15 protein-coding genes are annotated in these 17,275 nt (G+C 73.0%); 11 read left to right on the forward strand and 4 right to left on the reverse strand.

Translation table 11 applies throughout. The annotated features are described in order from the left end of the window. Positions 1-50 precede the first annotated feature (50 nt). On the reverse strand, positions 51-731 hold the full coding sequence (locus ABZ267_RS09740) for a 2-phosphosulfolactate phosphatase (RefSeq protein WP_356756166.1): 681 nt from the start codon (positions 729-731) through the stop codon (positions 51-53). Positions 732-896: 165 nt separating this feature from the next. Further along, the gene (locus ABZ267_RS09745; RefSeq protein WP_356756250.1) at positions 897-1,517 is read right to left on the reverse strand and encodes a hypothetical protein; all 621 of its coding nucleotides are present in this window, start codon (positions 1,515-1,517) and stop codon (positions 897-899) included. Positions 1,518-1,797: 280 nt separating this feature from the next. On the opposite strand from ABZ267_RS09745, the gene ABZ267_RS09750 reads away from it, so the two are divergent. From ABZ267_RS09750 to ABZ267_RS09765, 4 genes are all read left to right on the forward strand, one after another. Further along, complete coding sequence (locus ABZ267_RS09750) at positions 1,798-2,283, forward strand: DUF6643 family protein (protein ID WP_356756168.1); 486 nt, start codon at positions 1,798-1,800, stop codon at positions 2,281-2,283. Between the two features lie 71 nt (positions 2,284-2,354). After that, positions 2,355-3,179: an MOSC N-terminal beta barrel domain-containing protein gene (locus tag ABZ267_RS09755; RefSeq protein WP_356756170.1), complete on the forward strand. Its 825-nt coding sequence runs from the start codon at positions 2,355-2,357 to the stop codon at positions 3,177-3,179. Between the two features lie 61 nt (positions 3,180-3,240). Next, the gene (locus ABZ267_RS09760) at positions 3,241-3,840 is read left to right on the forward strand and encodes a hypothetical protein (RefSeq protein WP_356756172.1); all 600 of its coding nucleotides are present in this window, start codon (positions 3,241-3,243) and stop codon (positions 3,838-3,840) included. 182 nt (positions 3,841-4,022) lie between these two features. Then, on the forward strand, positions 4,023-6,449 hold the full coding sequence (locus tag ABZ267_RS09765) for a right-handed parallel beta-helix repeat-containing protein (protein ID WP_356756174.1): 2,427 nt from the start codon (positions 4,023-4,025) through the stop codon (positions 6,447-6,449). Here ABZ267_RS09765 and ABZ267_RS09770 read toward each other — a convergent pair. Continuing rightward, entirely contained in the window at positions 6,419-8,842 is a 2,424-nt protein-coding gene (locus ABZ267_RS09770) for a hypothetical protein (RefSeq protein WP_356756176.1), read from the reverse strand. The genes ABZ267_RS09765 and ABZ267_RS09770 overlap by 31 nt on opposite strands. A 245-nt stretch (positions 8,843-9,087) precedes the next feature. Between ABZ267_RS09770 and ABZ267_RS09775 the strand changes: the two genes are divergently transcribed. The 5 genes from ABZ267_RS09775 (at position 9,088) to ABZ267_RS09795 (ending at position 14,779) form a co-directional block, all read left to right on the forward strand. Further along, positions 9,088-9,942 (forward strand): DeoR/GlpR family DNA-binding transcription regulator, encoded by an 855-nt coding sequence (locus ABZ267_RS09775; RefSeq protein ID WP_356756177.1) that lies wholly within the window; start codon positions 9,088-9,090, stop codon positions 9,940-9,942. Positions 9,943-10,010: 68 nt separating this feature from the next. Continuing rightward, positions 10,011-10,442: an SRPBCC family protein gene (locus ABZ267_RS09780; RefSeq protein WP_356756179.1), complete on the forward strand. Its 432-nt coding sequence runs from the start codon at positions 10,011-10,013 to the stop codon at positions 10,440-10,442. Positions 10,443-10,564: 122 nt separating this feature from the next. Then, complete coding sequence (locus tag ABZ267_RS09785; RefSeq protein ID WP_356756182.1) at positions 10,565-12,559, forward strand: hypothetical protein; 1,995 nt, start codon at positions 10,565-10,567, stop codon at positions 12,557-12,559. Between the two features lie 77 nt (positions 12,560-12,636). Next, on the forward strand, positions 12,637-14,241 hold the full coding sequence (locus tag ABZ267_RS09790; RefSeq protein ID WP_356756184.1) for an SDR family oxidoreductase: 1,605 nt from the start codon (positions 12,637-12,639) through the stop codon (positions 14,239-14,241). Between the two features lie 58 nt (positions 14,242-14,299). Beyond that, positions 14,300-14,779, forward strand: coding sequence for an SRPBCC family protein (locus ABZ267_RS09795; protein WP_356756186.1), 480 nt, complete (start codon positions 14,300-14,302; stop codon positions 14,777-14,779). Between the two features lie 16 nt (positions 14,780-14,795). Here ABZ267_RS09795 and ABZ267_RS09800 read toward each other — a convergent pair whose 3' ends face one another. Further along, positions 14,796-15,941: a PLP-dependent cysteine synthase family protein gene (locus ABZ267_RS09800; RefSeq protein ID WP_356756188.1), complete on the reverse strand. Its 1,146-nt coding sequence runs from the start codon at positions 15,939-15,941 to the stop codon at positions 14,796-14,798. A 252-nt stretch (positions 15,942-16,193) separates the two neighbouring features. Here ABZ267_RS09800 and ABZ267_RS09805 point away from each other — a divergent pair, with 252 nt between their 5' ends. Both ABZ267_RS09805 and ABZ267_RS09810 read left to right on the forward strand, forming a co-directional pair. Continuing rightward, positions 16,194-16,511 carry a hypothetical protein gene (locus tag ABZ267_RS09805; protein WP_356756190.1) on the forward strand — a complete coding sequence of 106 codons (318 nt, stop codon included), beginning with the start codon at positions 16,194-16,196 and terminating at the stop codon, positions 16,509-16,511. A 240-nt stretch (positions 16,512-16,751) separates the two neighbouring features. Further along, positions 16,752-17,270 carry an ATP-binding protein gene (locus ABZ267_RS09810; RefSeq protein WP_356364199.1) on the forward strand — a complete coding sequence of 173 codons (519 nt, stop codon included), beginning with the start codon at positions 16,752-16,754 and terminating at the stop codon, positions 17,268-17,270. The last annotated feature ends 5 nt before the right edge of the window (positions 17,271-17,275 follow it).

A 17,275-nucleotide genomic window follows, 5' to 3' on the forward strand; every position in this document is an offset into this window, starting at 1 on the left:
GCCCCACAACCTAATCCCTCCACCGGGCGGCCACCGGGACGGTTCGACGGCTACCGGTGGCCCGGGTAGGGACGCAGGACCATGAGGGAGTCCTCCGGTGCCGCCACCATGGCGAAGGAGAACCGGTCGAGTTCGAGGCAGAGGGCGATGTCGTCCGGGTGGACGCCCTGGCGCACTCCCTCCGCCAGCTCGACGGCGGCGCGTGAGTCGCCGGCGCGGTGGAGGTACGCCGCCGCGTCCGTCCCGGGGTCGGTGACCCGCCGCGCGATGTACTGGGCGCACGCCAGGTCCTCGTCGGCCCGGCCGTCCTCGCCGGTGACCACGAACGTGACGCTGTCGCCCGCACGCGCCCGCAGGACCTGGGCCGTGGCCTCCGCCACCACGAACCCGGCGCAGAGCACCAGCGACGCGTCCTTCACCGCGAGCGCGCCGACCGTCCCGGCCGTGGTCTTCTGCACGACGGTCCGGCCGCCGAGGTCGAGAGAGCGCAGCAGGCCCGGCGAGTTGACGGCGTCGAACCCGGGCGCCGGCGGGCCGTCCTTGAGCGCCGTCCACTCCGGGTGGCGGGCCTTGAGCGACAGGACCTCGTCGAGCGACTCGCCGAGAACGATCCTCTCCGCTCCCCGGCCGAAGGCCCAGGCCGCCACGGTGAAGGCGCGCATGACGTCGATCACGACGGCTACGGACGGGACTTCGGTCAGCTCGGGTATGCCGAGGAAACGTGCTTTCATCCGGCCATGATCGCGTAGATCCGGCGCGCTTCCCGGACTTCCCATCGGAACCTAGGTGGTTCGGGCCACAACAGTCGTCCATCTGCGGTCAGTTCACCGGCCAGGCATTGACCGTTCGGAAATCCGGTCGCCGCCGCACAACTCGACGGTGGCCCAAGTCGTGGGTTAGGCGGCCGGATTACGCGGCCCGAGGCCGAGCGCGCGGGCGAGGGCGGCGGCGACGGGAGCGTGGTGGCCGGGTAGGTAGGTGGCGGACCAATCGGCCGCCAGGGCGAGGAAGGCGGTCAGGTCCCGCTCGACTCCGGTGAGCAGACTGCGGAGTTCGGACGCGGGCAGTTCGATCACCGGGCTGTCGCTCCGCTCGGCGTCGACGGTGAGCCGGACGCGGTCGCCGACGCGCTCGGCGACCGGTGACACGGGATCGTGGCCGAATCCGAGCAGGCCGTCGTGGCCGGCCAGCCGGTACCAGTCGCGCCAGTCCTCCAGGCCGTCGCAGCAGCCGGGCGCGAAGGTGACGTCTCCGTCGGTGACCCGCAGTCCGCCGGCCGCGAACAGGTCGTCGAAGGTCAGCAGTCCGTGGAGGAAGGTGGCGAGCGGGTCGGCCGGCCGCGGCGGGCGGTCGCCGTCGGGGTCGATGTCGTTGCAGTCGGCGACACACATCACCGCCGTCCCGACCTCGGCGGGTGAGAGGTCACCGCCGAGCGCCAGAAAGCCGGACGCCGTGGTCCCGGCGACGGGCCACAGGCCGAAGCCGTCAGGTGTACGTATCTCCAGGACGGGCCGCATGGTGATCACGCGGTGAAGTGTTCCGCATCCCCGCACCGGTAATCCCCCGCCCGTATCGCCTTCCGGCGAGCCGGGATCATCGTTCCGCGAAGAGGCCGTGCGTCGCCCTTTGTAGCCCGGCTGCCACTTCTCGTTAACAACGGCACCTACGACGAAAGCCGCCTGATAGGCGAACGATTAGCGATGTTTTGACAGTCCTGGCCCACAGAACCCGCGTAAATCGGATGAGCCTAAGATTGGGACTCCCCAACCGGCACATCGTGGGCTTAACTTAGGTGCCATGACCTCCCCTCGCTCCGCCTTCGGCGGCGGCTACTACGCCGCGTCGTTCCCCGACACTCCGATCTACGACTCCCTGGTCGCGGAGCGGGGCACCCCGCAGATCGCACCGATTCGCGTCCCTGCCGCGTACGACACCTCCAGCAGCTACCTGCCGGCCCTGCCGTCGGCGCTGCCGGCCCTCCCCGCGGCTCCTTCGCAGCACACCGGCTCCTACGGCTATCCGCAGCAGCAGTCGGCGCCGCAGTACCAGCAGGCCCCCGCGCAGAGCGCGCCGATGTACGGCGGCGGCCTGCAGAGCGCGCCGGCGCCGTACATCCCGCAGCAGCCCTCCGCGGTGCGCGGCTACCAGCAGCAGCCTCAGCCGCAGCGCCCCGCGCCCGGCACCGGCTACGAGTCGATGCGCCCGGCCTCGCCGCGGCCCGCCCCGGCCCCGTCGCCGTACGAGGACCCGTACAACCGGCCGTACCAGGGCCGGGGGTACTGAGTCTCCGACCACGGCGGGCGCGGCGGGAAAACCGGGCGTACGCGTGGAGGAGCGGCTGGCAGGATGGGCGCATGGCCAATCCTGTACTCCGGTCCGTCCATCGGTACCCGGTGAAATCGCTGGGCGTCCAGACATCCGACGAGGTTGCCGTCGAGCCATGGGGACTCGACGGCGACCGCCGCTGGATGCTGGTCGACAAGGCGGCCCGGGTGATCACGCAACGTCAGCAGCCGTTCATGGCGCGGATCTCCGCGGTGCTGCTGACCGACGGCGGGATCGTCCTCTCCGCTCCGGGCCGTCCGCCGCTGCGGGTGGCGGTGCCGGGGCCGGAGCGGCTGGTCGAGGTGGAGCTGCACCGGGACACCGTCACGGTCACCGAGGCGGTGGCCGAGGCGCACGACTGGTTCGGCGAGGTCCTCGGCTCGGAGGCCCGGCTCGTCCATCTCGACGATCCGGCGCGCCGCAGAGCCGTCGACCCTCAGTACGCGCGCCCCGGCGACATGGTCTCCTTCGCCGACGGCTATCCGCTGCTGCTGACCACCACGGCCTCGCTCGACGCCCTCAACGACCTGATCGCGGCGGGCGACCGGCCGCACGAGGGGCCGTTGCCGATGGACCGCTTCCGGCCGAACGTCGTGATCGGCTCCACCGAGGCGTGGGCCGAGGACGGCTGGCGGCGGATCGCCATCGGTGAGGTGCGCTTCTCCGTGGTGAAGCCGTGCGGCCGCTGCGTGATCACCACCACCGACCAGCGGACCGCCGAGCGCGGCCGGGAGCCGCTGCTCACGCTGGCCCGCCACCGACGGGTCGGCAACCAGCTGCTCTTCGGCCAGAATCTGATTCCGGACGGGACCGGCGTGATCCGGGTCGGGGATCCCGTCACGATCCTCGACTGAGGACGCGAGGAAACGGGGACACGAGGACACGGCGAAGTTCGGAGGGGAAGGGACAGCAGGGGTGGGGGCGGTACGAGCGGTTCTGCGGGGACGGGGCAATCCGCTGGTGCGTGCCACCGACCGCTACGAGGCGTGGGTGACGCTCGGCACGCTGGCGCTTCTGGCGCTCGGCGCACCGGCGGCCGGCTGGGCGGGCGGTGCGCTCGCCGAGGCCTCGCTCCAGCGGGAGGTACGGGTCCAGCACGAGGAGCGGCGGGCCGTGACCGCGGTGGTGGTGGGCCCGGCGCCGGAAGCACGGCGGTTCGCCGGTGACCCGGACGACGGGTCCGGGCGCTCCACCGTGGTGGCGGCCTGGCGTGCGCCGGACGGCACCGCGCGCACCGGCGAGGTCACCACCGCGTCGCAGGCGCGGGAGCCGGGCGCGGCGGTGCACATCTGGACCGACGGCGCGGGTCTTCCCGTACGACCGCCGATGGACGCCGAAGCGGCCCGCACGCACGCGATGTTCGGCGGAGCCGGTGCGTTCCTGCTCGCCGCCGGGTGCGTCGAGGCGGGCAGGCGGATGGCCGTAGGACGGCTGGTGCGACGGCGGTACGCGGAATGGGACCGGGAGTGGGCCGAGGCGGGCCCGGACTGGGGCCGGGCCGGAACGGGCAGCTGACGGCGGGCGCGCCGCTCCACGTACGGCAAGCGGCACCAGCACCCCGACTCGTCAACTCCCGCCCCTCCCGCGCGCTACGGTGGTCCGACCGCGTCCGCGTCCTTCGACACGAGGACGGTCGGACCCAGGCACCACAGCACGACCCGAGGCATCACAGCACGAGGTGGGGGCAGAGCAACTCCATGGCACAGGGCACGGTCCAGGTGACGCACACCGGAACATCGCGATGGCGCCGCCGCACGGGCGAGTACGCCTCCCTCTCCGCGGCCCTGGAAGCGGCGGCCGACGGCGACGTCCTCACCGTCGCGCCCGGAACGTACCGGGAGAACCTCGTCGTCCACCGCGCGGTGACCCTGCGCGGTCCCGAAGGGTCGGTCGGCTCGGTGCGGATCGCGCCGGTCGACGGCGTACCGCTGACGGTCCGTGCCTCCGCGATCATCCAGGATCTGCACATCGAGGGTCAGGACTCCGCCGCTCCGGCCCTCCTGGTGGAGGACGGCACCGCCGAGTTCACGGATCTGCGGATCGTGACCCGGTCCGCCGCCGGCATCGAGGTGCGCGGAGCGGCCCGGCCCACCGTGCGGCGCTGCACCGTCGACAATCCGGCCGGGGTCGGCATCGCCGTCCTGGACGGCGCCGGCGGGGTCTTCGAGGAGTGCGAGGTCGTCTCGGCCGGGCAGTCCGGCGTCTCGGTCCGCGACGGCGGCCATCCGCGCCTGGACCGCTGCCGTATCCACCACTCCTCCGGTGCGGGCATCGGCGTGACCGGTGAGGGCAGCGGTCTGGAGGCGATCGGCTGCGAGGTGTACGAGGTCAAGGGCAGCGGCGTCCAGGTGACCGCCCGCGCCACCGCGCACCTCACCGACTGCACGGTCCACCGCACCTCGGGCGACGGCGTCACGCTGGACACCGACGCGGTGCTGACGCTCGCCGACTGCGACATCCACGACATTCCGGAGAACGCGATCGATCTGCGGTCGCGTTCGGTGCTCACGCTGACGCGTTCCACGGTCCGCCGCTTCGGCCGCAACGGCCTCTCGGTCTGGGACCCGGGCACGCGCGTGGACGCCAATCAGTGCGAGATCCACGACAGTACGGGCGACTACCCGGCGGTCTGGGTCAGCGACGGCGCCACGGTGATACTGGACGCCTGCCGGGTCCACGACGTGCCGGACGCCCTCTTCGTCCTCGACCGGGGCTCGCGCGCCGACGTGGTGGACAGCGACCTCTCGCAGATCCGCAACACCGCCGTCTCGGTGAGCGACGGCGCCACCGCCCAGCTGGACGACTGCCGGATCCGGGAGACCTCCACCGGCGCCTGGTTCCGCGACCACGGCAGCGGCGGCACGCTGAACAACTGCACCATCGACGCGGCCCAGACCGGGGTCATCGTCACCAAGGGCGCCGACCCGGTCATCGAGCGGTGCACCGTCACCAACCCCGCCGAGGCCGGGTTCTACGTCTCCGCCGAGGGCCGGGGCACCTTCGACAGCTGCCGGGTGACGGGCAGCGAGGGGTACGGCTTCCATGTCATGGACGGCTGCCGCACCACACTGACCCGCTGCCGCACCGAGCGGTGCGCGCGAGGCGGTTACGAGTTCCCCGAAGGCGGCGACGGATCCGGTACGTCGGGCCCGGTGGTCACCGACTGCACGAGCGACGAGAGCGGTCTGCGTACGGCACCGGCTCCGGCCTCCGCCGTGCTGACGGCCACCCGGTCGACGCCCGGCCTGCTGAACACGATGCCCGGCCAGCGGACCGTGGAGCCCGATCCGGTGGTCCCGGCCACCGAACCCGCCCGCGACTCGGCGGCGGTCCTCGGTGAACTGGACGCGCTGGTGGGCCTGGAGAGTGTCAAGCGCGAGGTGCGGGCGCTGACCGACATGATCGAGGTGGGCCGCCGCCGCGCGGAGGCCGGGCTCAAGGCCGCCTCCGTCCGCCGCCACCTCGTCTTCACCGGCTCTCCCGGCACCGGCAAGACCACGGTGGCCCGGCTGTACGGCGAGATCCTGGCCTCGCTCGGTGTGCTGGAGCGGGGCCACCTGGTGGAGGTGTCCCGGGTCGACCTGGTCGGTGAGCACATCGGCTCGACGGCGATCCGCACCCAGGAGGCGTTCGACCGGGCGCGCGGCGGAGTGCTCTTCGTGGACGAGGCGTACGCGCTCTCTCCCGAGGACTCCGGGCGCGACTTCGGCCGGGAGGCCATCGACACGCTGGTGAAGCTGATGGAGGACCACCGGGACGCGGTGGTGGTGATCGTCGCCGGCTACACCCACGAGATGGAGCGGTTCCTCACCGTCAACCCCGGTGTGGCCTCCCGCTTCTCGCGGACCATCACCTTCCACGACTACCTGCCCGAGGAACTGCTGCGGATCGTCGAGCAGCAGGCCGAGGAGCACGAGTACAGCCTGGCGGACGGGACCGGCGAGGCGCTGCTGAAGTACTTCACCGCGCTCCCCAAGGGTCCCGCCTTCGGCAACGGCCGCACGGCCCGGCAGACCTTCGAGTCGATGGTGGAGCGGCACGCGGGCCGGGTCGCCCAGCTGGCCGAGACGAGCACGGACGACCTGACCCTGCTCTACCCGGAGGACCTCCCCGAGCTCTTCTGACCCTTCTCCAGCGTGTCCCCGCTCTGCCGTGGCAGTCGCGGGCCGAGCTCTTCGAGGAGCGCGCCGCGTTCCTTGGCGAAGACCGGGTCGGCCTGGTAGTCGGAGTGGCCGAGGATCGGTTCGGGCAACGGGAGCGCGGTCGTACGTCCGTACGCCAGCGGGTCCTTCAGCGGACCCCGGTCGACGCCCGGGTCGGGGTCGGCGCCCAGGCGGACGGGCCCGCCGATCGGGTCGGTGGCCCGCCAGAGGTTGCGCCAGCAGTGCACCGAGCGGTTCAGGCCGAGCAGAGGCACGGGCCCGAAGTAGGACGGGAACCAGCGACCGTACAGCCGCTCGATCGGCGAGCCGTAGGTGAGCAGCCCGACCCGGCGGCGGGCGGCGTCCGGGAGCTGCCAGACCGCAGCCGCTGCGAGGACGCTGCCCTGCGAGTGGCCCGAGATGATGAGCCGGCCCTTGGTGGTCGCCGTCCAGGCGCACATCCGCGACGCCAGGTCGGGAACGGCGCGTTCGGCGTAGCACGGAGGCGCGAAGGGATGGGCGGCGCGCGGCCAGAAGGTGCCGACGTCCCAGAGGATGCCGATGGTGCGCCGGGCGGAGGCGTCCCGGTAGGCGCGGCGGCCGCCCGCGACGAACAGGATGAAGCCGAAGCCGATCAGCCAGGAGCCGGTCGACTGGGCGGCCTCGGCGAGCGATTCGACGGGCGCCGAGGCCCCGTCCGTCGCCAGGCCCGGCACCTCGCCGCTGGTCCAGGAGCCCACGACGGCCGCCGCGCCGAGGAGCAGCGTGGCGGCGGAGACCACACCGACGATCCAGGGGGCCGAGTCGGTGAGGGCGGCGGTGGCGCGGATGCGGGAGATGCGCCGGGTGCGGGCGGGGTCGGGCGGCTCGGGAGCGTACTCCGCTTCGATGTCCGGGCCCATGCGGCGGGCCCGGCGCGCGGTGCGGACGACGAGGAGGACGACCGGGACGAGCAGCAGGAGCAACAGCACCGGGATGACGGAGGCCTGCCAGCTGAGCAGGACGGGCGGGCCCTCGATGATGGAGCCGCGTCCCGTGCCCGGGGTGCCGGGGCCGTCCAGCCAGTCGGCGACGCGCTGGGCCACGCCGCCGGTCATCACGCCGCCGAGCGCGCAGGCGAGCATGGCGACGGACGGGCCGCCGAGCCCGTACAGCGTGGTGCGGGGTTCGGGGGCGCGGCGGTAGAGGCTGCGGGCTACCAGGGCCATGATCACCACGAGGAGGCCCTGGCCGAGCGCGAGGAGCCGGAAGGCGGTCTCGCCGGACAGGCTGCCGGAGGAGACCCACTCCGGACGTGACCAGCCGGCGTGCACGACGGCGAGGCCGAGCAGAGCGAGCGCGGAGCCTGGCAGGTACGTGATGAGGGCGCCGTCGACACGGTTGTCCCGGACGCTCTCGCTGCGGCCCCGGCGGCAGACGACCCATACGGCGACCACGGCGCACAGGACGAGCGCCGCTTCGATGACCAGGCCGAACACCGGCGGCACCGAGCTGCCGACGGTCCGGTCGTGGCGGGCCGCGGCCCCCATGACGAAGGCGGCGACGGTGAGGAAGCCGACGGCGGTGTGCGCGGCGCGGAGCCGGGACACGAGCCGGCGGCCGTACCAGAAACCGGGCCTGCTGAGCGCCGGCGGAACCGGCCGAGCGGACTCCGGGTCGTCGGCGATGTCCGGCCCGCCGGGCCCGTGGGCCTCCTCCGTCCCGTCCGGGTCGCACGCGTCGGCGCCCGTGGCGTCCAGCGGGCTCTGGGACTCGTAGGCGCTCCAGGTCCGGTTGGAGAGGTACCACAGGAGCCCGACCAGAGCGGCGGGCACGACGGCCGCCAGCGCGAGGCGCCGTCCGGGCTGGGACCACCAGCCGCCTTGATGGCTCGACAGGAAACCGAGCCAGGAACGGCGTTCGGAGCAGGAGGGGGTGCCCGCGCACTGCCAGGCCACCAGGTCCAGCGCCACCTCGCAGGCGGCCGCGGTGAGCAGCACGGTGAGGCTGAGCGCGACGAGCCGCACCACCACGCCGTACAGCCGGACCGCGCGGCGGCGGCCGGTGGCGGTGGGCCGCATCCAGTGGGCGAGGTTGACGACCATGAACGGCAGGAGCAGCAGCCACAGGGCGCGGGAGCCGTTGCCGGAGGTGAGGCCGGACCAGCAGTAGGCCTCGGCGACGGGCTCGTCCCGGTAGCGCTCCGGGTGCTGCTCGCCGTTGGCGTCCTCGGTGCGCCGGTAGACGGCGGCGGTCGCGTCGCCGGTGACCCGGACGGTACGGGGATCGCCGAGCATCTCCTGCGGGGTGGCGCCTCCGACGCCGTGGACCAGCAGTTCCAGTGCGGCTCCGGTGTTCTGCGGGGGTCGCGGCGGGGGCGGGACGGCAGGAGCCAAGGCGGAACTCTCTCTCGGGCGCGCCGGCCGCACGGGCCGGCGAAGACATGACAGGGGTCGGGCGGAAGGGGTGCGGGGAGCCGAGGGCTCCGGCCCGGCCCCAGAATTCCGGAGGCGGGGCGGGTGCGTGAGCGGTCTCACGGAATCTCCCCAGGTGGTACGCCGGACATGCCTGCGTGGCAGGATGAGCGTGTCTCGCAGACCGCTGCGGACCGTACGGCAGAGGGAAGGACCGGGCGACCGCGTTGAGCGAGAATCAGAACCTGCTCGCGGAGCAGCGACGTGCCCTGATCCTCGACGAGGTGCGCAGGCGCGGCGGGGTCAGGGTCAACGAGCTGACCCGCAGGCTGAACGTTTCCGATATGACGATCCGTCGGGATCTGGACGCGCTGGCCCGGCAGGGGGTCGTCGAGAAGGTCCACGGCGGCGCCGTCCCGGTGGTCGAGGCGAGCACCCACGAGCCCGGCTTCGAGGCGAAGTCGGCGCTGGAGCTGAGCGCCAAGGAGGACATCGCGCGGACGGCGGCGGCGATGGCCCAGCCCGGCAGCGCGATCGCTCTCTCCGGCGGTACGACGACGTATGCGCTGGCCCGTCATCTGCTGGACGTACCGGATCTGACGGTGGTGACCAACTCGGTGCGGGTGGCCGATGTGTTCCACGACGCGCAGCGGCCCGTTTCCGGCCGGGCCGCGCGGCCGGGTACGGCGACGGTGGTGCTGACGGGCGGAGTGCGGACGCCTTCGGACTCGCTGGTGGGGCCGGTCGCGGACCGGGCCATCGACTCGCTCCACTTCGACCTGCTCTTCCTCGGCGTGCACGGCATCTCCGCCGAGGCCGGTCTGTCCACGCCGAACCTGGCCGAGGCGGAGACCAATCGCCGTTTCGTCCGGTCGGCGCGCCGGGTCGTGGTGGTGGCCGACCACACCAAGTGGGGGACGGTGGGGCTGAGTTCCTTCGCCACGCTGGACGAGGTGGACACCTTCGTGACGGACGCCGGGCTGGCGCCGGGGCTGCGCGAGGAGATCGGCGAGCATCTGCCGGGCCTGGTGGTGGCGGGCGGGTCGCACGAGTCGCCCGAGGAGACCGTCTCTCCCGGCTGATCCCTGAGGCACGGTCCGCCGGATTCCGCTCGGGTCGCCGTCCGGCCGTGACGTCCTAGGATCGAGGAATGGCCGTCTTCCGGATCGAGCGCTTCTCCCCTCTCCCCGCAGCCGAGGCCTGGCGGCGGGTGACCGACTGGGAACGGCACGCCGAGCGTGTCCCGTTGACCGCCATCACGGTGGCCGGCGGGCCGCCGACCAGGGTCGGCACGGTGTTCACGGCCCGTACAGGGGTCGGTCCGCTGGCCTTCGACGATCCGATGGAAGTGGTCCGCTGGACGCCGCCGGCCGGTGGCCGGGCCGGGATCTGCCTGTTGGAGAAGCGCGGGTCGGTGGTGCTGGGCCGGGCCTCGATCGACGTGCTGCCGACGCATTCCGGTTCCCATGTGGTGTGGGTGGAGGAGCTGCGGGTGCGGCTGGTGCCTGGATGGGGTGATCCGCTGCTGGCCTCGGCCGGGCGGCGGCTGTTCGGCGGGGTGCTGGACGAGCTGCTGGCCTAGGGCGTCTCCGGCGCGAGGACCCGTCCGGCGCCGGTGACCGGTGCGGGTGATGTGACCGTCACACGATTGACTCGTTTGTCGGTATGACACCTCCCGCCACGGCCCCGGAAGGCACCGAACTCATGCCGATCCATCAACCGCAGCAACGCTCCGCCGCCGCACCGAGCGAGCCCCTGGGCGTGGAACAGGCCGAGGCCGCCCTCGTGGAGCACTACCCGCGCCTGGTCCGGCTCGCCTATGTCGTGCTGCCGCCCGCGCTGGGCCGGCACCGCCGCGTCCTGGCCGCGCACGGTGCCGTGCAGCGGGCGCTGCCCGGGGCCAGGACCGTCCCGGCCCGCACGGCCCGGGTGCCCGCTCAGTCCCGGCACTCACCGGAAGCGGCGCAGGCTCCGGCGAACGCCCCGTACGCCTGGATGCGGCTGCGGGTGCTGCGGACGGCTCTGGCGTACGAGCGCAGGCCCCGCTGGTGGCCCGGGCGGCTCCCGGCGCCCGCCGCGCTGCGGCCGACGCTGCCGGTGGTGTGGGGGCTGCGGCTCTTCCCCCGGGCGGGCGGTGTCGACGAACTGGCTCTGGACCGGGCGCTGTCGGCGGTGCCGGGTGCCGTACGGGCCGCGTTCGCACTCCAGTTGCTGGACGGGCTGGCGGAGTCCGGCGTACGGGCGCTGCTCGCCGAGGCGGGGGTGGCCGATCCGGCGGGAGCGGTGCGCGGCGCGGCACGGATCGGGAAGCCGGACCGGGCAGGGGCCCAAGTGCTGCTGCGGTCCGGTGAGTTCGACCCGTGCACCGTGCAGACCCGGCCGAGCGATCTGCTGCGGCGCAGGCACCGGACGCGGGCGGTGTGCCTCGCGGCGGCGCTCTGCGTGGTGGCCGGCACGCTCGCGGTGGCCGCCGAGAAGGGCGTACGGGACGAGAGCCCGGGAGCCGGTGTGACGGTCCCGGCGCTCGACCCGGCGGCCCTGCTGCGTACGGCGGCGGAGAAGTGGGCGGACACCTCGCGCATCGACTTCACCGCCTGGCCGGTACGCGGCGACCGGCGCGGCGACGACGAGCTGCTCGGGCGGGCGCTGCGGGCCTGGTCCGAGCCGTCGGAGGACCTACAGGTGTCGGCCACTCCGGGCACGGTCGACGTGCCGCCCGCGCAGCCGCCTCGGCTGCTGTTCGCGGGCGAGGTGGACGGCGCGGCCGTGGTGCTGTTCCACGACGGTGGCGTACGGGTGGTGCGGTACGCGGAGCCGCTGTCGGGCGGCGGCCCGGCGGCGCTCGACTTCGCCCGCACCGATGACGCGGACGTGACGACGGGTGCGGCCGTGGTGGTGAGCCGTACGGGCGAGAAGGCACGGTTCCTGCTCGCGCCCTGGATCTCCGAGACCGCCACCCGGGATCTGCTCACGCCGGACACACCCGGCCGGCCGCTGGAGGTGGGGCCGGACGGGGTCACCGCGGCGGTGGAGCGCCCGGCGGCGGGCGGCGGCTGCGACGCGTGGCCGGTGCTCCAGCTGCGCTCCTCCGAACGCAGCATCGTGGAGAACCACGCCTTCCTGGTGACCGACCTGGGCGATCTGGCGCCGGCACACCTGACGTACACGCCGAAGCCCGGCGGTGGCGCACCCGCCCGTCAGCCGCGCGAGGCGACAGGACCGGAGGCGCTGCTCGCCTGGGCGCGTACGGCGTGTTCGCTGCGGTCGCTGTCGGGCTCGGGGGTGCGGGCGGTGAACAACTGGGCGTTCGCCGAGCAGCGGCTGCCCGAGGGCGGGGCGTCGGCCGACTGGCTCTGCACCCGCGCCGACACCTGGCGCGGACCGGGCCGGGTCCTGGTCCAATTCCTCCAGCCCGCCGCCTCCCCCACCGACCCGGCCGCGGTGGTCGCCGACCGGAACGACACCGCGCTGTGCAGCCGGTTCGGCCAGCACATCCTGGCGGGCACGCACTGGAAGGCCGCCTCCGGCCGGTGGTACGTCCTGGCGGCGGGCAGCCGCGCGGTGGACCGGATCGAGGCCACCGGCCAGGTGCGGGGCGCGGCGGGCGGGCCGACGCTTGCGGTACGGGCGCCGCGCGACGCCTCCGTACAGCTGACGGCCAGGCTGCGCGAGGGCGGGACACTGGCCGCCGTGCGCTGAGCCGCCGCCGACGCGCGCTCCGCCGTACGGAGGCTCGCATCCGACCTCGTACGGGATCAGGTGCGAGACTCGGACAGGTGACGGATCTTCCGGAAGAACCCGACGTACGTGATGTCCCCGACGAGGCCCGGCTGCGCTGCCTGGTCACCGGCGCCACCGGTTACATCGGCGGCAGACTGGTGCCCGCGCTGCTCGACGCCGGCCACCAGGTCCGCGCGCTGGCCCGGACGCCGAGGAAGCTGCGCGACTATCCGTGGGCGGACCGCGTCGAGGTGGTGCGCGGCGATGTCACCGACGCCGACTCGCTGACCGAGGCGATGCGGGACGTCGACGTGGCGTACTACCTGGTGCACGCGCTCGGCTCCGGCTCCGACTTCGAGGAGACCGACCGCCGGGCCGCCCGGAACTTCGGCGAGCAGGCGCGCGCGGCCGGAGTGCGGCGGATCGTCTATCTGGGCGGGCTGACGCCGGAAGGCGTGCCGGAGAAGGAGCTGTCGCCGCATCTGCGCTCGCGCGCCGAGGTGGGCCGGATCCTGCTGGACTCCCAGGTGCCGACGGCGGTGCTGCGGGCGGCGATCGTGATCGGTTCGGGGTCGGCCTCGTTCGAGATGCTGCGCTATCTGACCGAGCGGCTGCCGGTGATGGTGACGCCGAGCTGGGTCTCCACCCGGATCCAGCCCATCGCCGTACGGGATGTGATCCGGTACCTGGTCGGAAGCGCCACTCTGCCGTCCGAGGTGAACCGGTCCTTCGACATCGGCGGCCCGGACATCATGACGTACCGGGACATGATGCAGGGCTACGCGCGGGCGGCGGGGCTGCCGCGGCGGGTGATCGTGCCGGTCCCGGTCCTCACGCCGACGCTCTCCAGCCACTGGATCGGACTGGTCACGCCGGTCCCGCGCTCGATCGCCCGGCCGCTCGCGGAGTCGCTGCGCCACGAGGTGGTCTGCCGGGAGCACGACATCGTCGGTTACGTCCCCGATCCGCCGGAGGGGCCGATCGGCTTCGACCGGGCGCTGGGGCTGGCACTCCAGCGGATCAAGGAGGCCCGGGTGGACACCCGCTGGTCCTCCGCCTCGCTGCCGGGAGCGCCGAGCGACCCGCTGCCGACCGACCCGGACTGGGCGGGCGGCAGCCTCTACCGGGACGAGCGGGAGCTGGTCGTGCCGGTGGACCGGGCGGACCTGTGGCGGGTGATCGAGGGCATCGGCGGCGAGAACGGCTGGTACTCCTTCCCGCTCGCCTGGGCGGTACGCGGCTGGATCGACCGGATCGTCGGCGGGGTCGGGCTGCGGCGCGGCCGGCGGGACGCGCACCGGCTGCGGGTCGGGGACTCGCTGGACTTCTGGCGGGTGGAGGAGATCAAGCCGGGCGAACTGCTGCGGCTGCGCGCGGAGATGCGGCTGCCGGGCCTGGCCTGGCTGGAGCTGTCGGTGGCCTCCGACGGCCAGGGGCGCACGCTCTACCGCCAGCGCGCGCTGTACCACCCGCAGGGGCTGCTCGGCCATGCGTACTGGTGGGGTGTGTCGCCGTTCCACGCGGTGGTGTTCGGCGGGATGGCCCGCAACATCGCGGAGGCGGCGAGGACCGCGGCCCGGGCCCGGAAGGAAGGCCAGGAGCCGTTGGCCGGCGGTGGTGAGGACCGGCGGCCGGTGGCCGGCAGTGGTACAGACAACTGACGTCCCGGCCGCTAGGGTGTGCCTCCCCATACGCGCAGACCGCCGGGAGGTGCAGGCGATGGCACGCCGACTCCGTACCGTAGGACTGGAGTTCATCGACTCCGCGCCGATACGCCTGGTGTTCGCCGCCGAGGTGTCCGCACCGCCGGACGCGGTCTACCGGGCGCTCGCGGAGGACGTCGCCTCCTGGCCCTCCTGGTTCACCGCCGTCACCCGGGCCACGCCCACCGACGGAGGCGCGGGCCGGGAGGTGCGGCTGCGCGGCGGGGTCCGGTTCCGCGAGACGATCGTGGCCGCCGAGCCGGGCGAGCGGTACGCCTACCGGGTCGACGAGACGAACGCGCCGGGCCTGCGGGCCTTGGTGGAGGAGTGGCGGCTCACCGCGGACGGCGCCGGGACCCGGGTGCAGTGGACCTTCGCCGCCGACGGGACGGGCCCGTTCCGCTCGGTGCTGGGGGTCGGGCGGCTGGGGATGGGCCGGTCCTTCCGGGACGCGGTGCGGCGGCTGGACGGACGGCTGACGGCGTCGGCGGCCTGAGCGCTGCTCCGGACGGTCAGCCGGTCAGAGTGCCGGTGGCGAGGAAGGTGCCGATCGCCGCGCTGTACGGCGCGATGTCCAGGCCCTGCTCCTCCAGCCAGGAGTCGGAGTAGTACTTGTCCAGGTAGCGGTCGCCCGGGTCGCACAGCAGCGTGACGACGCTCCCCCGCTCGCCTTGCTCCACCATCTCGGCGATCAGCTTGAAGGCGCTCCACAGCCCGGTGCCCGTCGAGCCGCCCGCCTTCCGGCCGATGGCCCGCTCCAGCGCGCGTACGGCGGCGACGCTCGCCGCGTCGGGCACCTTCATCATCCGGTCGATGGCACCGGGCACGAAGCTGGGCTCCATCCGCGGGCGGCCGATGCCTTCGATCCGGGAGCCGCAGTCGCTGCTCGCATGCGGGTCGTTGCGGGTCCAGCCGTCGAAGAAGCAGGAGTTCTCCGGATCGGGCACACAGACCCGGGTGTCGTGCTGGAGGTAGTGGACGTAGCGGGCGATGGTGGCCGAGGTGCCGCCGGTCCCGGCGGTGGCGACGATCCAGGCGGGCTCCGGATAGCGCTCCAGCCGGAGCTGCTGGTAGATCGACTCGGCGATGTTGTTGTTGCCGCGCCAGTCGGTGGCGCGCTCGGCGTAGGTGAACTGGTCCATGTAGTGGCCGCCGGTCTCGGCGGCGAGGGACGCGGACTCCTCGTACATCTTGCGGGAGTCGTCGACGAAGTGGCACTGGCCGCCGTGGAATTCGATGAGCCGGCACTTCTCGGGGCTGGTGGTGCGCGGCATCACGGCGATGAACGGCACGCCGATCAGCTTGGCGAAGTACGCCTCCGAGACGGCGGTCGAGCCGCTGGACGCCTCGATGACCGGCTTGCCGGGCCGGATCCAGCCGTTGCAGAGCCCGTAGAGGAAGAGCGAGCGGGCGAGCCGGTGCTTGAGGCTGCCGGTCGGGTGCGTCGACTCGTCCTTGAGATAGAGGTCGATGCCCCACTCCTCGGGCAGCGGGAAGCGCAGCAGATGGGTGTCGGCCGAGCGGTTGGCGTCGGCCTGGACCTTGCGGACGGCCTCCTTCAGCCAGGCCCGGTACTCCGCGTCGCTGCGGTCGACGTCCACCGTCTCCATGACCGTCCCCGTGGCCCCGCGGTCCTGTCCCAGCTCATGGGTGTCCATCGCCGTGCTCCTGTTCGCCGCTGTTCTTCGCTGTTCGTCCGCCCGGTGCTCCTGCCTCCACGATATGCCCCCGACCTGCACAAACGTTGACTTTGATGGTCCATAGCCCTGCCTTTGACCCTGCCTGCGGAGGCAGTTGGGACAGGCGGTACGAGCAGCGCGGAGCGGGCTTCCGTGCCCTCTGGCGGTCCGGGGCGCGGCCGGGCACACTGCAACAGGAGCAGTGGTGACGAAGGGGGGGGCGAAGCCGCGATGGCGGACGTCGAGTTCAGTGCGTCGGGGGTCAGGATCGAGCGGTTCACCCGGTCGCTGACCAGGGCCGGGCAGGTGGTCGTCAAGGACGGCCGGCTGTCCTTGCTGATGAGCAACGGGCGTGAGATCGACAGCGCTCCGGTGGGGACGGTGAGCGCGGGCAAGCGGTGGTTCTTCGCGGCGGATTCGGCCATCGCCCGGGTGAACGGCGTGCGCTACCGGTTGACGATGGGGCAGCGCAACCGCAGACGTGACGGGGCCGCTCCGCTGCGCCGCTTCCTGGAGGCGCTGCGGAACGCGGGCGGGCGTCGGGGTTGAGGGGTGAGGGCCTCACGCGGCTCCGCGAGTTGCGGAGGCGGCGGGGCTGGGCCACGCTGGATCCACGTCACTGAAGGTGCACCATCGGTGACAGAGCGATTCGCTCCCACGGGAGACCGCGGAATCGGATCGTGCGACACGAGCAGACACGACAAGAGCAGAGCGGATTCGGCAGTCAGTCGTCCGCCGGCTCCGTTCGTCCGTCTTCTTCTTCCGGACCTATTTCGGGGAGTCGCAGCCGTGATCAGCGAGCCAAGCAGGCACTGCACGGTGGAGCTCCAAGCCCTGCCGTCGCGGATCGGTCAGGTCCGCAGAATCATCTCGGCGCAACTGCGCTACTGGCATCTCGATCCTCTGATCGACCAGGCAGCTCTCGGCGTCACCGAACTCCTGACCAACGTTCACCGGCACGCACAGCCGGACAAGTCATGCACCGTCGACATCGAGCTGCTGCTCGACCGGTTGACGGTCTCCGTCCACGACCACGACCCCCGTGTCCCCACGGTGAACGAGGCGGATTCCTTCGCCACCTCGGGCCGGGGTCTGGCCCTGATCGCCGCCGTCAGCGAGAGCTGGGGCGTACGGCCGAGCGGCGCGGCCGGAAAGGCCGTCTGGTTCACCTTGCCGGCGGTCTGCGCCACCTCGACCCTGCCACCGCTCGCGGTCTACGGGTCGACGACCGACGGACCGTTCGGGTCCGTCCCGATCAGCCCGGAGGCCGTCGCGGCGGCCCCCACCCGCTCGGCCGTCGTCGGCTGACGGGA

The organism is Streptomyces sp. NPDC006174 (assembly GCF_040614075.1).
Taxonomy (GTDB): Bacteria; Actinomycetota; Actinomycetes; order Streptomycetales; family Streptomycetaceae; genus Streptomyces.

Bases quoted from the DNA above. Each gene is read 5' to 3' on its own strand.
- ABZ267_RS09800 (WP_356756188.1), bottom strand. From the start codon at position 15,941: ATGGACACCCATGAGCTGGGACAGGACCGCGGGGCCACGGGGACGGTC.
- ABZ267_RS09740 (WP_356756166.1), bottom strand. From the start codon at position 731: ATGAAAGCACGTTTCCTCGGCATACCCGAGCTGACCGAAGTCCCGTCC.
- ABZ267_RS09780 (WP_356756179.1), top strand. From the start codon at position 10,011: ATGGCCGTCTTCCGGATCGAGCGCTTCTCCCCTCTCCCCGCAGCCGAG.
- ABZ267_RS09750 (WP_356756168.1), top strand. From the start codon at position 1,798: ATGACCTCCCCTCGCTCCGCCTTCGGCGGCGGCTACTACGCCGCGTCG.
- ABZ267_RS09755 (WP_356756170.1), top strand. From the start codon at position 2,355: ATGGCCAATCCTGTACTCCGGTCCGTCCATCGGTACCCGGTGAAATCG.
- ABZ267_RS09765 (WP_356756174.1), top strand. From the start codon at position 4,023: ATGGCACAGGGCACGGTCCAGGTGACGCACACCGGAACATCGCGATGG.
- ABZ267_RS09805 (WP_356756190.1), top strand. From the start codon at position 16,194: ATGGCGGACGTCGAGTTCAGTGCGTCGGGGGTCAGGATCGAGCGGTTC.
- ABZ267_RS09785 (WP_356756182.1), top strand. From the start codon at position 10,565: ATGCCGATCCATCAACCGCAGCAACGCTCCGCCGCCGCACCGAGCGAG.
- ABZ267_RS09795 (WP_356756186.1), top strand. From the start codon at position 14,300: ATGGCACGCCGACTCCGTACCGTAGGACTGGAGTTCATCGACTCCGCG.
- ABZ267_RS09745 (WP_356756250.1), bottom strand. From the start codon at position 1,517: ATGCGGCCCGTCCTGGAGATACGTACACCTGACGGCTTCGGCCTGTGG.